The organism is Ruegeria sp. A3M17 (assembly GCF_003318255.1).
Classification (GTDB): domain Bacteria; phylum Pseudomonadota; class Alphaproteobacteria; order Rhodobacterales; family Rhodobacteraceae; genus Ruegeria.
In genome coordinates, this window is record NZ_QOCF01000019.1 from 113330 (window position 1) to 126602 (window position 13273).

Here is a 13273-nt window from a genome sequence, read left to right on the forward strand (position 1 = left end):
GAGGAATTGACATGACGACAAGACGTAAGTTTCTGAAAACCGCTGGGGTCGGCGTAGCAGCCGCACCACTGGCGACGCCTGCCTTGGCGCAGAACAAGATTACATGGCGGATGCAGACCTATGCAGGTCCTGCGCTGGCTGAGCATGTGATTGATCCTGCGATCAAGATGTTCAACCAGATCGCCGGTGACCGGATGCAGATCGAGCTGTTCTATGCTGATCAGCTGGTTCCCACGGGAGAGCTGTTCCGCGCGATGCAGAAAGGCACTATCGACGCGGTTCAGTCGGACGATGACTCGATGGCATCACCGACCGAAGTCACAGTGTTCGGTGGCTATTTCCCATTCGCTTCGCGCTATTCTCTGGACGTGCCTGTGCTGTTCAACCAGTGGGGCCTGAACGAGATTTGGGACGAGGAATACTCGAAGGTCGGCGTCAAGCACATCAGCGCCGGTGCATGGGACCCATGCCACTTTGCGACCAAAGACCCGATCAATTCGTTGGCGGATATGAAGGGCAAGCGCATCTTCACCTTCCCGACGGCGGGGCGCTTCCTGTCTCAGTTCGGCGTCGTGCCGGTAACCCTGCCGTGGGAAGACATCGAGGTTGCGGTTCAAACGGGCGAACTGGACGGTATCGCTTGGTCGGGCATCACCGAAGACTACACCGTCGGCTGGGCCGATGTGACCAACTACTTCCTGACCAACAACGTGTCGGGTGCTTGGGCGGGTCACTTCTTTGCCAATATGGACCGCTGGAACGAGCTGCCCGAAGATCTGCAGACTCTGTTCAAGGTCTGCTGTGATCAGTCGCACTACTACCGTCAGTGGTGGTATTGGGGTGGTGAGGCAAATCTGCGCGTCAACGGCACCAAGATGCAACTGACAACGATCCCGGACGAAGAATGGGTAACCGTTGAGGAAGCCGCCGTGAAGTTCTGGGACGAAGTAGCCGCCGAGTCCGAGACCAAAGCGAAAGTTGTCGACATCTTCAAGCGTTACAACGCCGAGATGCTAAAGGCCGGTCGGCCCTATCGTTACACTTAAGAAACCCTTCTTCCCGACGCGTGGGGCACCCCGTGCGTCGGGATTGGACATCAATAAGCGACACCATTTATGCTCTCGTCTGTTCCAAGAATAGAAAAACGAAACCGGAAGCACATTTGTGCGCACCGGTCAGACGAGGTTTGAACATATGGCTATCGCGAGCTTTTTGATTGAGATTTTTGCCGCAACCATGTTGCTGCTATTTGCCGTGCGTCTGGTACGCACTGGTATCGAACGGCGTTTTGGCGCGCTGTTCCAGTCGATCCTGACGCGCCACTCCAACAGTTTTGTTGCAGGGGGGGCAGGTATGGTTTTGGCGACCATCCTGCAAAGCTCGGCCGCGGTTACGGTCTTGCTAACAGGTTTCGCTGCGGCGGGGATGGTGACGTTTGGGATGGCGCTGGCAGGTGTGCTGGGTGCTGATCTGGGTGCCGCGCTGGTCATTCAGGTTCTGTCCTATGATCTGGGCTGGCTTCAACCCGCATTGCTGGCCTTGGGCGGCTGGCTGTATCTGAAATCCGAACGGTCGAATGTTCGGCTTATGGGGCGGATCGTTCTGGGCGTCGCCTTTATCCTGATTTCGCTTCAGTTCCTGCGCGAAGCAGTTGAGCCGATCCGCGAAAGTGCGTTTTTGCCCGCAATCGCAGGGTATCTTGAGACCGACTATTTCAGTGCCTTCATTGTCGGCGCAGTGCTGGCCTTTGTCATGCACAGTTCGGTCGCGACGATCCTGATGTGCGTCGCCTTGGTTCAAATCGGTGCGATACCTTTTGCTGCCGGGTTGTCACTGGTGTTGGGCGCAAATCTGGGTTCGGCCTTCATTCCAATGTGGTTGACGCGCGATATGACCGTCTCAGCCCGGCGCATCCCTCTGGCCAACCTGCTACTGCGGGGCAGCGCGGCGCTGGTGATGCTGATCGTTGTCAATGTTGGCGGATTGCACGAAGCGCTATTGGTGACGAGCCCGGCGCAGTCCCTGATTTTTGCACATATCGGATTCAATCTGGCGGTATTCCTGCTGGCCACAGGGTTCGTGAACAGGATGGAACAGCCGATGGCCGTTCTGCTGGCGGAACCCAAAGCCGAGGCCAACGCGCTGGATCAGTTCTCGGACGCGTTGACCCCGCTCGGGGATCCCAGCGGCGAAAGGGCCAGCGTTGCGATGTCCTCGGTGCGTCACGAGCTGTTGCAGATGATCACGCAGGTCGAACGCATGTTCCGCCCCGTTTTGGATATCTACGAACAGGATGACAGTGACGCGATTTCCGCGCTTTGGCAGCAGGACGAGCGGGTGAATACGCAACTGACCGAGATCCGCCGTTTCGTCGCGCGTATGCCACGGCAGAATATGAGTAAAGGGCAGATCAAAGCCGCACGAGGGTTGGTCGAATATGCCATCCGTCTTGAAGCTGCGGGCGATGTCGTCTCGAACCGGATGACCCGAACGGCGCAGATCAAGCACACCGAACGTTCGGAATTCTCAGCACAGGGCTGGAAAGAGCTGAAAGACTTGCACGCGGCCATTCTGGAAAGTTTCTCGCTGGCGCGTCACGTGCTGTTGGTGGACGACATGGATTGTGCCCGCCGGCTGGTGTTGGACAAGGCCGAGGTCAAGCGGATGTCCCGCAATAGCCGCAAGGCGCACCTCAAACGGTTGGAGCGTGGTCAGACCGAGAGTTTCCAGTCCAGTGACCTGCATCTGGAAACCTTGCGGTCCATGCGGGACCTGCACGGGCATATCGCCGCCATCGCCTATCCGATCCTCTACAAAAGCGGTCAGGTTCTGGAAACGCGCCTGGTGATGGAAATGGAAAAAGAAGCCAACGATGACTGACGGCAGGCAATCGAAACCGAGGTCTCTGTAAGTGACAAAGGATACCAATGATGGGCAATGAAGCGATTTTGGCCGATCTGAAAGCCAAATTCGAAGTGGGCGAGGTCGACACGGTGCTGGTCTGCATGGTGGACATGCAGGGCCGCCTGATGGGTAAGCGGTTCCACGCAGGCCATTTCGTGGCGGGCGCATGGGAAGAGACACATTGCTGCAACTACCTGCTGGCCACGGATCTGGAGATGGCCACACCCGACGGCTATGCCTCGACGAGTTGGGAGCGGGGTTATGGCGATTATGTCATGAAGCCGGATCTGAGCACGCTGCGCCCGGTGCCGTGGCTGGAAGGCACCGCAATGGTGATGTGCGATGTGCTGGATCACCACACCCATGAAGAGGTTCCACACGCGCCTCGGTCTATTTTGAAGAAGCAGGTCAACCGGCTGAAGGCCATGGGCTATGAGGCGATGTGCGCCACCGAGCTGGAGTTTTTCCTGTTCGAAAAAAGCTTTGACCAGATCCGCAAGGAAGGCTTCCGCGATCTGGAGCCGATCTCGGGCTATAACGAAGATTATCACATCCTGCAGACCACCAAGGAAGAGCATGTGATGCGCCCGATCCGCAACCATCTGTGGAATGCGGGGATTCCAGTCGAGAATTCCAAGGGCGAAGCCGAAGCTGGGCAGGAAGAGCTGAATATCAAATACGCGCCGGCGATGGACACGGCCGAATACCACTCGATCGCCAAGAACGCGGTGAAAGAGATCGCCTGGCAACATGGTCACGCGGCGACATTCCTGCCGAAGTGGCATCATGACAAGGTGGGCAGCTCGTCCCACGTGCACCAGTCGCTTTGGGCAGATGGCAAGCCTGCGTTTTATGATGCGGATGACGCGTTGGGTATGTCGGCGCTGATGAAAAACTATATGGCGGGCCTGCTCAAATACGCCGCTGACTATACCTATTTCATGGCACCCTACATCAACAGCTACAAGCGGTTCATGAAGGGCACCTTTGCGCCGACACGGATTATCTGGTCGGTGGACAACCGTACGGCTGGCTTCCGTCTGTGCGGCGATGGGACGAAGGCCGTGCGGGTTGAGTGTCGTATTCCGGGCTCAGATATGAACCCGTATCTGGCGATGGCTGGCATGTTGGCCGCCGGGATTGCCGGTATTGAAGAAGGCCTGGAACTGCAATCGCCCACCACCGGTGATGTCTACCAGGGAGACACCGGCATGATCCCCGGCAATTTGCGCGCAGCACGGGATGCGCTGCATGGGTCATCGATGCTGCGGGCTGCCATGGGCGATGAGGTGGTGGATCACTATGCCCGTGCGGCGGAGGTCGAGATAGAGGAATTCGAGCGGGTTGTGACGGATTGGGAAGTGGCCCGGGGGTTTGAGCGGGCTTGAGATTGGGTCCGGTGAGGGCTTTGCCCGCCGCCATTGGCGCTCGAACCAATGGCGCACCAATGGCAGCCCCCAAGATATTTGTGGCTAGATGAAGCAGGGATCCTGTTTCTTTCGGAAATGGAGTGGATATGGGGCAGATGTTGAAATGTGTCTCGCCGATCGATGGATCGGTTTTTGCTGAACGTGAGGTGTTATCACGGGATGCTGCGTTTGAAGCGGCAGCGCGATCGCGGGCGGCACAGGCAGAATGGGCCGCGCGGCCGTTGCAGGAACGTATTGATCTTGTCATGGCCGGAGTGGCTGCGGTTGGGGCGATGAATGACGAGATTGTGCCCGAGTTGGCGCATATGATGGGGCGTCCGGTACGTTATGGCGGCGAGTTCGGCGGCTTTAACGAGCGTGCGAGCCATATGGCTCAGATTGCCGAGGCGTCTCTGGCTGATATCGCAGTGGGGGAAGATGAAACCTTCAAACGCTATATCAGGCGCATTCCGCATGGCGTGGTCTTTGTGGTGGCACCTTGGAACTACCCCTACATGACCGCAATCAACACAGTGGCCCCGGCGCTGATCGCGGGAAATACGGTGCTGTTGAAACATGCTACGCAGACGTTGCTGGTAGGAGAACGCATGGCGCAAACTTTTCATTCCGTGGGTGTGCCCGAAGATGTGTTTCAGAATGTCTTCCTGAGCCATGACATGACCAATGACCTGATCGCAGGCAATGCGCTCGACTTTGTGAACTTCACCGGGTCAGTAGGCGGTGGCCAAGCGATGGAGCGCGCGGCTGCTGGGACATTCACCGGTGTTGGCACCGAGCTGGGTGGTAAGGATCCGGGCTATGTCATGGATGACGCTGATCTGGATGCAGCGGTCGAAACGCTGATCGACGGTGCCATGTTCAACTCGGGCCAGTGCTGTTGTGGGATTGAGCGGATTTATGTGCATGAGAGCCTTTATGACAACTTCGTCGCCAAGGCGGTTGCGGTGGTGAAAGGCTATAAGCTGGGCAATCCGCTGGAAAGCGATACAACGATTGGTCCGATGGCCAATGTGCGCTTTGCCAAAGAGGTGCGGGCGCAGATTGCCGAGGCTGTTGCGGCCGGCGCCGTGGCTCATATCGGCACGTTCCCCGAAGACGATGGCGGGGCCTATCTGACACCGCAGATCCTGACCAACGTCACCCATGACATGCGGGTGATGCGGGACGAGAGTTTCGGCCCCGTGGTCGGCATCATGAAAGTGTCCTCGGACGACGAAGCCATCGCCTTGATGAATGACAGTGAGTTTGGTCTGACCGCCAGCCTGTGGACCCGCGATGTAGATCGGGCTGCGCGCGTGGGCGATGCGATCGAAACTGGAACCGTGTTCATGAACCGTGCCGATTATCTGGACCCGGCCCTTTGCTGGACTGGCTGCAAAAATACCGGCCGCGGCGGCGGTTTGTCCGTCATTGGCTATCACAACCTGACACGTCCTAAATCCTACCACCTTAAAAAGGTCACGGGCTAAGGGCACCGGCCTGCCCGGTAATGACCCCCTCGGCTGGGCAGGCCTCAAATCACAAAGGAATCCTGACATGTCACTTGTTGGAAACTGGTCTTATCCGACCGCAATTAAATTCGGCGCGGGCCGCATCAAAGAACTGCCTGAGGCATGTGCCGCCGCTGGTATGCAAAAGCCGTTGCTGGTCACCGACAAAGGGCTAGCCGATCTACCGATTACCGCGGCGACGTTGGATATCATGGAGGCCGCCGGGCTGGGGCGCGGGCTGTTCAGCGATGTGGACCCGAACCCGAACGAAAAAAACCTTAAGGCGGGAGTCGAGGCCTATAACGCGGGCGGCCATGATGGTGTGATCGCCTTTGGCGGCGGTTCCGGGTTGGATTTGGGCAAGATGGTTGCCTTTATGGCGGGACAGACACGCCCGGTTTGGGATTTCGAGGATATCGACGATTGGTGGACACTCGCCGATGCTGATGTCATCGCGCCGATTATCGCTGTGCCGACCACGGCAGGGACCGGATCAGAGGTGGGGCGAGCCAGTGTCATCACGAATTCCGAAACCCACGCGAAAAAGATTATTTTCCATCCCAAGGTTCTGCCGACCGTGGTGATCTGCGACCCCGAGTTGACGGTTGGTATGCCCAAATTCATCACAGCGGGCACCGGTCTTGATGCATTTGCGCATTGTGTCGAGGCGTATTCCAGCCCGCACTACCATCCGATGAGCCACGGTATTGCGCTGGAAGGTATGCGGCTGGTCAAGGAGTACCTGCCACGTGCCTATGCAGATGGCACGGATATTGAGGCCCGCGCGCAGATGATGAGCGCGGCAGCGATGGGGGCGACCGCCTTTCAGAAAGGCCTAGGCGCGATCCACGCCATGAGCCACCCGATTGGCGCGGTTTTCAACACTCACCACGGCACCACCAACGCGGTTTGCATGCCCACAGTGCTGGAGTTCAATGCGCCAGCTATCGCTGATCGGTTTCAGACGGCGGCAGCCTATCTGGGAATTGATGGCGGCTTTGATGGCGTCCGCGGTTTTGTCCAGTCGTTCAACGACTCGCTGGGTATCCCAACCAGACTGTCCGAACTGGGTGTGACCGAAGCTGCGATCCCGGAACTGGTGCAAGGCGCGATCATCGATCCGTCTTGTGGGGGTAACCCAATCGAATTGACAGAGGACAATCTGACCGCTCTGTTCAAGGCTGCATTGTGATCGGTCTTGCTCTGTGCAAGTAACGAAACCGGCCCGTATCTAGGGCTGGTTCTCTCTGCGCGAAAGGTTCGGACGTGACTCTGTTTGTCATCGCCATCATTTTGACGGCTGCGTTGCTGCATGCGGTGTGGAACGCCATCGTCAAAACAGCCGCCGACCGAACGACCACATTGGGTCTTGTCGCATTTGGGCATGTCATCCCAGCGACAGCCATGGTCCTGCTACTGCCGCTGCCCAGCGCTGAGAGCTTTCCCTATATCCTGATCTCGACCGTCGTGCATTTTGGGTACTACTACATGCTGGGCAAAGCCTATCAGCATGGGGATCTGAGCGTCGTCTACCCTATCGCCCGTGGTATCGTGCCTGCGTTGGTCTCGCTCTGGGCGATGATACTGGTGGGCGAGGTTCTACCGCTGCAGGCATGGGGCGGGATTGCGCTGATCGCGCTTGGTATTCAGCTCAGCAGTTGGAGTGCCCTGCGGTCCGGCGTCGGGCGCTGGGCGCTGTGGTTTGCACTGGGTACGGGGTTTTGCATCTCAATCTATTCGGTGGTGGACGGCATCGGCGTGCGGCTGTCGGGCAATACGCTTAGCTACTGGGCCTGGGGCGCGTTTCTGCACCTGTTCATCGCCGGGTTCGTCGGCATCAAAAAGCGGGACACACTGGCCAACCTTCCTGCCAAGGTCTGGATGATCGGAATCCTGGGCGGGCTGGTGTCGATGACGGCCTATGGTCTGGTGCTTTACGCCAAGAACTTCGCACCACTGGGTGCGGTTTCAGCACTGCGCGAGACTTCGGTGATCTTCGCTGCGCTGATCGGGTTTATCTTCTTGCATGAGGGTAACTGGATGCGTCGCCTTGGTGCGGCCTTACTGATGGCCGTTGGCGTTGCCCTGATCGGTATGTCTGTCTGACCCCGACGGCCTTGCCGCGCGTGCCTGTCGTCTCGCATAGTGGGGGCAAGTGACGAGAGGGCGTTTTGATGACCAAAGAGATAGTTCTGATCCATGGGGCCTTTGCCGGACCTTGGTGTATGGCGGACTACGCGGGTTTCTTCCGCGCACGTGGTTGGACGGTGCATACTCCTGCGCTGCGCTTTCATGGCGGGGACCCCAAGGCCGAGCCTGACCCCGGACTTACGGATATCAGTGTCGCGGATTATGCCAATGATATTACCGAGCTCGTGCAGGGCTTGGACAGCAAGCCGGTCATCCTCGGCCATGCCATCGCGGGCGTGGTGGCGCAGCAAGTGGCCGCGCGCAGGTTGGCCAGCGCCATTGTCCTGATCAATCCGAACGCACCGTGGGGGACGTTGCCCGAAACCGACGATGAGCGCGCCATCCCGCGCGCGCTGATGGAGGGTGGGGCGTTCTGGAAACAGCCCATGCATGTCGAGTTCGACCTGATGGCCCCTTTTGCGCTGAACAAGATGCCCGAGGCGCAGCAGCATGAGGTGTTCGACCAACTGGGTGCAGAAAGCGGTCGAGTGATGTTCGAGATGTTCTTTTGGATGTTCGACGATCACCACGCGATGAAGGTCGATATCGACAAGGTCGACTGCCCGGTGCTGATCGTCTCGGGCACCGAGGATCGCGCCGTCAACCCAAACACCTGCCGTGCGCTGGCCAATCTGTACGGGGATCGCGCGACGTTTATGCCCGTGAAAAACCACGCGCATTTCCTTTTCATGGAGCCCGACTGGGAGCATCCCGCCGGCCAGATAGCGGACTGGCTGGAGGGGAAGGTGGGCTAGAAGGCCCGACCTTTCAGTTCAGCGATTGACCTGAATACCGCTCTCAGGTTTCCACTTCATGGCACCGTCGCCGCCTTTGATACAACGCAGAAGGTGTTCTTCGCGCGCACTGGACGTTTCGGTCACGGTGTTGTTGCCAGAGATCACAACATAGGCGTCCACCGAATAAGCGAGGCCATTGTAATAGCAGAACCGTAACTCTGCCCCGACCGGAATAGGCGACGCGCCGATCAGCGACTGCTGCGCGCCTGCCTGACTGGCCAGCAAGGCAAAGGCCAGCCCGAGGGTTAGTGCTTTCATATTGTCCTCCCGTTCGAAATTTATGTTCGTTCAAATTGGGTCTTGGACGCTCGGATCCTCAAAATTTGTTCTTTGATGACAATTGCGCGCAAGTGTGAACGAGATCAACGGGTTAGGCAAGGGGTTTGCGGGCGCTGCCCACATGAACAACCCACACTCAAATCGTTGTATCTTGGCTAGGTAAGAGTTGAGGTTTTTCGGTGGGTGTGAACGCTGGGCCGTTCACTTTCGATTGGAACCACGTGCACCAAAGTTGCCGTTAATCACAAACTATCTTTCTACGCATACCCCAGCTCTCTACGTTCGTGCCCATAGTCAGAATCGACTTTGTCTTGCCAGTCCAAGTTATCTCAAACTCGTACACCTTTATCTCATGAATAAATAACTCGTTGTTTGACTTCCGTTTTATTGAGACAGCGTATGGTGAGGGACTAAATCCTGATCGCGTAAATTCCGGAGAGGATGCCCGATAGTAATTTTCGAGGAATTCCTGAAAGGATACAGGTTCTCCAGTCCTTATGATTTCCCATTCGTGCCAAGTTCTCGCAATATCACATTCGTCGATAGGCTCGATTACCCAGTCACGAGGAATGGCGGCCGCAGACACTGCAAGGCCACCTAGTACAACGAAAAAAGCGATTTGAACTGTTTTTCTGATAGCCAACTGCTTTTCAAAAGTCCTTATAAGCCGATTTTAGGCAGGAATATTGTGCTCTATAGAGAATTCTCAAACATCCAACTCCTCCACAAACCGCGCGTTCTCCTGAATGTACTGGAACCGCAGTTCGGGTTTTTTGCCCATCAGGCGCTCGACCAGGTCGCCGGTCTCACCGGGTTCGTCCTCGTCGATGGTGACCCGGATCAATTTCCGGGACGCGGGGTCCATCGTAGTCTCTTTCAGGTCTTTGGCGTCCATCTCACCCAGACCTTTGAAGCGGGATACGTCGATTTTACCCTTGCCGCCCAGACCTTTCTCAAGCCATTCGTCGCGCTCGGCCTCGTCCAGGCAATAAACGCGTTTCGCGCCTTGGGTCAGGCGATACAGGGGCGGGCAGGCCAGGTACAGGTGGCCCGTGTCGATCATCGGGCGCATCTGGGTAAAGAAGAACGTCATCAGCAGCGCCGCGATATGCGCGCCGTCCACGTCCGCGTCGGTCATGATGATGATCTTGTCATAGCGCAGATCGTCGACGTTGAACTTGGTCCCAAGACCGACACCCAGCGCTTGCGTCAGATCGTTGATCTCGGCATTGGTGCCCAGCTTGGAACTGGCCGCGCCCAGCACGTTCAGGATCTTGCCACGCAGGGGCAGCAGGGCCTGCGTTTTGCGGTTTCGGCCCATTTTTGCAGAACCGCCCGCAGAATCTCCTTCGACGATGAATAATTCTGTTCCGTCGCGTGTTGAACTAGAACAGTCCACCAACTTGCCGGGAAGACGAAGTTTTTTAGTGGCGGACTTACGTTGTGTTTCTTTCTCGGCGCGTCGGCGCAGACGTTCTTCGGACCTCAGAATGAGGAAATCGAGAATAGCACCGGCGGATTTCGTGTCCGCGGCCAGCCAGTTATCGAAATGGTCGCGGACCGAATTCTCTACCAGCCGCTGCGCCTCGACCGTCGCAAGGCGATCTTTGGTCTGGCCCACGAATTCCGGTTCACTGATAAAGCAGGACACCAGCGCGCAGCCACCGGTTATCAGGTCGTCGCGGGTGATCTGCGCGGCCTTCTTGTTGTTGATCAGTTCGCCGTACGCCTTGATCCCTTTCAGGACTGCAGCCCAGAACCCGGCGACATGGGTGCCGCCTTCGGGGGTGGGGACGGTGTTACAGTAGGACTGGATGAACCCGTCGCGCGAGGGCGTCCAGTTGATCGCCCATTCGACCTTGCCGGCGGCACCGAATTTTTCTCGAAAGTCCACAGTGCCGGCAAAGGGTTGCTCGGCATAGGTGGACGAGCCGTTCATCGTTTCCTTGAGGTAATCCGACAAGCCGCCCGGGAAATGGAAGCTGGCCTCGGTTGGCGTTTCGCCATCGTCGATATGGGATTTCCAGCGAATTTCGACGCCCGAGAACAGGTAGGCCTTGGAGCGGATGGATTTGAACAAGCGGGCAGGTTTGAACTTATGATGTCCGAAGATGTCCGGGTCGGCGTGGAAAGTGACGGTAGTGCCACGCCGGTTCGGCGCTGCGCCCACTTTTTCGACCGGACCCTGCGGAACACCACGCGAAAAGCGTTGCTCATACAGTTGTTTGTCCCGCGCCACCTGCACGACCATGGAATCTGACAACGCATTAACAACCGATGCACCCACACCGTGCAGACCGCCCGAGGTCTGATAGGCCTTGCCCGAGAACTTACCGCCAGCGTGCAGGGTGCAGAGGATCACCTCGAGCGCGGATTTGTCCGGAAACTTGGGGTGGGGGTCGATCGGAATACCGCGCCCGTTATCGCGCACCGTCAGGGCGTAATCGGCGTGCAGCTCAACCTCGATCCGGTTGGCGTGGCCCGCAACCGCTTCGTCCATCGAGTTGTCGAGGATTTCGGCGACCATATGGTGCAGCGCGCGTTCGTCCGTGCCGCCGATATACATGCCGGGGCGTTTGCGGACCGGTTCCAGACCTTCAAGCACCTCGATCGAGGAGGCGTCATAGGTATTGGTCGCTTCTGGCGTCAACAGATCGTCGGGCATGGGTGCTGCTCTTGTTTTTGGGTTTGGTCCCATTATGGCAGGGGATGTGGTCCGGGGGAAGGGGCGCGCGAAGTGTTGTGTGCGGTTTGTCAGCTATGATGCGCCCCGATCGGGCACTGAGGTTGAAACGCTATATGTTTGACTTGGCTGGAACCACGGTCACAAGGTCAGCCAGAGCGCCCTATTCCGATGGCCACCCTACACCAGCTCTTTGGCCTGCAGCACATCCGGATAATCGTCAATCCAGTCGCGAAAACGGTCGTTTGTGACAATAGTAGCACTTAGGTCGCGAGCGACCTGTAAAACAAGCGGGTCGGCTGGCGTTCCCTTGGGTGCGACCATAACGTGGTCAATGGGCAACCCAAGCAGAGCTGCAAGGGTTTTGTCCTTCATGTAGCGATCCGAGATTTTGTAGCCGACATTTGCATCGAACACGACGCCGGGGGTCAGGCCGGCCGTTGTCAGAGCGTCGACGACTTCGCGCACGGTGGCAATGTCCGGAACGCCCTCTCGCCAATGCAGAACATTTGATCCGTCAACAACGGCCCAGTTCTTCGGGGCTTTCGATCTGCGCAACCATTTTCCAACCAGCAATATCGCGCTTGCGACGATGCAAAGCCCTGCGACCATTGCCCAATCAGAAAGAGCAGAGTGGAACAGAGTCGCGAACAGGCCGCAGATTGACAGGACAAACAAGTACAGAGGAAGGCGCATGGCTGAAAAATCAAAATAGTGAAACGGGGTGTCGGCAGTTCTTTATCAGGTGGCGGTGGAGAATGCCCAGAGCGTTCTCATTGCAGTCAGGTGAAATGTCCCGGGTAGACGTGGCCGCCAAGGCCTCGCATTGTTCCTGCAACCTGTTTAGGTTTGGCTGCAAAAGCAAATGGATACGGGAGGCAAAGAGATGAGCTGGATCAGAACCATCCCTTTTGATGAAGCAACAGGAAAACTCAGGAAACTTTACGACCGTGTTACTGGCCCCGGCAACAATGTCGACAACATCATGATGGTGCATTCCTTGCGGCCACATTCGATGGAAGGTCACATGGCCATGTACAAGAACGTGCTGCACCATTCGTCCAACACGATCCCGAAATGGTTTCTTGAGGTGTTGGGCGTATGGGTCAGTGTGCTGAACAAATGCAGTTATTGTGTCGAGCACCATTACGGCGGTCTGCAGCGCATGCTGGGCGATCCGGAGCGTAGTCAGGCAATTCGTGCGGCGATTGAGGCTGGCACGCCAGAGGAGGCCCCGTTGGATACGGCCCAGATCGAGGCCATGCGTTACGCGCGCAAACTGACCGAAGCCCCGGCGGAGTTGAAGCAGCAAGACGTAGAAACCCTGCGCTCGGCCGGATGGGACGATGGTGAGATCCTCGAAATCAATCAGGTCTGCGCGTATTTTTCTTATGCGAACCGGACCGTTTTGGGGCTGGGGTGTTCCACAGATGGTGACATATTGGGCCTGTCGCCCAACAACTCGGATGACCCGGCGGATTGGGGGCACCGGTAAGCGGA

The 13273-nt window shown here is 57.4% G+C and carries 11 protein-coding genes; 8 read left to right on the plus strand and 3 right to left on the minus strand.

The genetic code is table 11. From position 1 onward, the window contains the following. Positions 1 to 11: 11 nt before the first annotated feature. The 7 genes from DS906_RS11800 (at position 12) to DS906_RS11830 (ending at position 8769) form a co-directional block, all read left to right on the plus strand. On the plus strand, positions 12 to 1046 hold the full coding sequence (locus DS906_RS11800) for a TRAP transporter substrate-binding protein (RefSeq protein ID WP_113790363.1): 1035 nt from the start codon (positions 12 to 14) through the stop codon (positions 1044 to 1046). Between the two features lie 148 nt (positions 1047 to 1194). After that, complete coding sequence (locus DS906_RS11805; RefSeq protein WP_113790364.1) at positions 1195 to 2880, plus strand: Na/Pi cotransporter family protein; 1686 nt, start codon at positions 1195 to 1197, stop codon at positions 2878 to 2880. A gap of 50 nt (positions 2881 to 2930) precedes the next feature. Next, positions 2931 to 4292, plus strand: a complete 1362-nt coding sequence (locus tag DS906_RS11810; RefSeq protein WP_113790401.1) for a glutamine synthetase family protein — start codon at positions 2931 to 2933, stop codon at positions 4290 to 4292. 128 nt (positions 4293 to 4420) lie between these two features. Further along, the gene (locus tag DS906_RS11815; protein WP_113790365.1) at positions 4421 to 5803 is read left to right on the plus strand and encodes an aldehyde dehydrogenase family protein; all 1383 of its coding nucleotides are present in this window, start codon (positions 4421 to 4423) and stop codon (positions 5801 to 5803) included. Positions 5804 to 5870: 67 nt separating this feature from the next. Then, entirely contained in the window at positions 5871 to 7016 is a 1146-nt protein-coding gene (locus DS906_RS11820) for an iron-containing alcohol dehydrogenase (RefSeq protein WP_113790366.1), read from the plus strand. A gap of 74 nt (positions 7017 to 7090) precedes the next feature. Continuing rightward, on the plus strand, positions 7091 to 7930 hold the full coding sequence (locus DS906_RS11825) for a DMT family transporter (RefSeq protein ID WP_113790367.1): 840 nt from the start codon (positions 7091 to 7093) through the stop codon (positions 7928 to 7930). Between the two features lie 68 nt (positions 7931 to 7998). Beyond that, positions 7999 to 8769 carry an alpha/beta hydrolase gene (locus DS906_RS11830; protein ID WP_113790368.1) on the plus strand — a complete coding sequence of 257 codons (771 nt, stop codon included), beginning with the start codon at positions 7999 to 8001 and terminating at the stop codon, positions 8767 to 8769. 18 nt (positions 8770 to 8787) lie between these two features. Here DS906_RS11830 and DS906_RS11835 read toward each other — a convergent pair whose 3' ends face one another. The 3 genes from DS906_RS11835 to DS906_RS11850 form a co-directional block, all read right to left on the minus strand. Continuing rightward, complete coding sequence (locus tag DS906_RS11835; protein WP_113790369.1) at positions 8788 to 9069, minus strand: hypothetical protein; 282 nt, start codon at positions 9067 to 9069, stop codon at positions 8788 to 8790. Positions 9070 to 9796: 727 nt separating this feature from the next. Further along, complete coding sequence (gene parE / locus DS906_RS11845) at positions 9797 to 11755, minus strand: DNA topoisomerase IV subunit B (protein ID WP_113790371.1); 1959 nt, start codon at positions 11753 to 11755, stop codon at positions 9797 to 9799. A gap of 198 nt (positions 11756 to 11953) precedes the next feature. Then, positions 11954 to 12469 (minus strand): hypothetical protein, encoded by a 516-nt coding sequence (locus DS906_RS11850; protein ID WP_113790372.1) that lies wholly within the window; start codon positions 12467 to 12469, stop codon positions 11954 to 11956. A gap of 190 nt (positions 12470 to 12659) precedes the next feature. On the opposite strand from DS906_RS11850, the gene DS906_RS11855 reads away from it, so the two are divergent. Then, the gene (locus tag DS906_RS11855) at positions 12660 to 13268 is read left to right on the plus strand and encodes a carboxymuconolactone decarboxylase family protein (protein WP_113790402.1); all 609 of its coding nucleotides are present in this window, start codon (positions 12660 to 12662) and stop codon (positions 13266 to 13268) included. The last annotated feature ends 5 nt before the right edge of the window (positions 13269 to 13273 follow it).

Coding starts and splice junctions, on each gene's coding strand:
- DS906_RS11800 (WP_113790363.1), top strand. CDS start 12: ATGACGACAAGACGTAAGTTTCTGAAAACCGCTGGGGTCGGCGTAGCA.
- DS906_RS11805 (WP_113790364.1), top strand. CDS start 1,195: ATGGCTATCGCGAGCTTTTTGATTGAGATTTTTGCCGCAACCATGTTG.
- DS906_RS11810 (WP_113790401.1), top strand. CDS start 2,931: ATGGGCAATGAAGCGATTTTGGCCGATCTGAAAGCCAAATTCGAAGTG.
- DS906_RS11815 (WP_113790365.1), top strand. CDS start 4,421: ATGGGGCAGATGTTGAAATGTGTCTCGCCGATCGATGGATCGGTTTTT.
- DS906_RS11820 (WP_113790366.1), top strand. CDS start 5,871: ATGTCACTTGTTGGAAACTGGTCTTATCCGACCGCAATTAAATTCGGC.
- DS906_RS11830 (WP_113790368.1), top strand. CDS start 7,999: ATGACCAAAGAGATAGTTCTGATCCATGGGGCCTTTGCCGGACCTTGG.
- DS906_RS11835 (WP_113790369.1), bottom strand. CDS start 9,069: ATGAAAGCACTAACCCTCGGGCTGGCCTTTGCCTTGCTGGCCAGTCAG.
- parE (WP_113790371.1), bottom strand. CDS start 11,755: ATGCCCGACGATCTGTTGACGCCAGAAGCGACCAATACCTATGACGCC.
- DS906_RS11850 (WP_113790372.1), bottom strand. CDS start 12,469: ATGCGCCTTCCTCTGTACTTGTTTGTCCTGTCAATCTGCGGCCTGTTC.
- DS906_RS11855 (WP_113790402.1), top strand. CDS start 12,660: ATGAGCTGGATCAGAACCATCCCTTTTGATGAAGCAACAGGAAAACTC.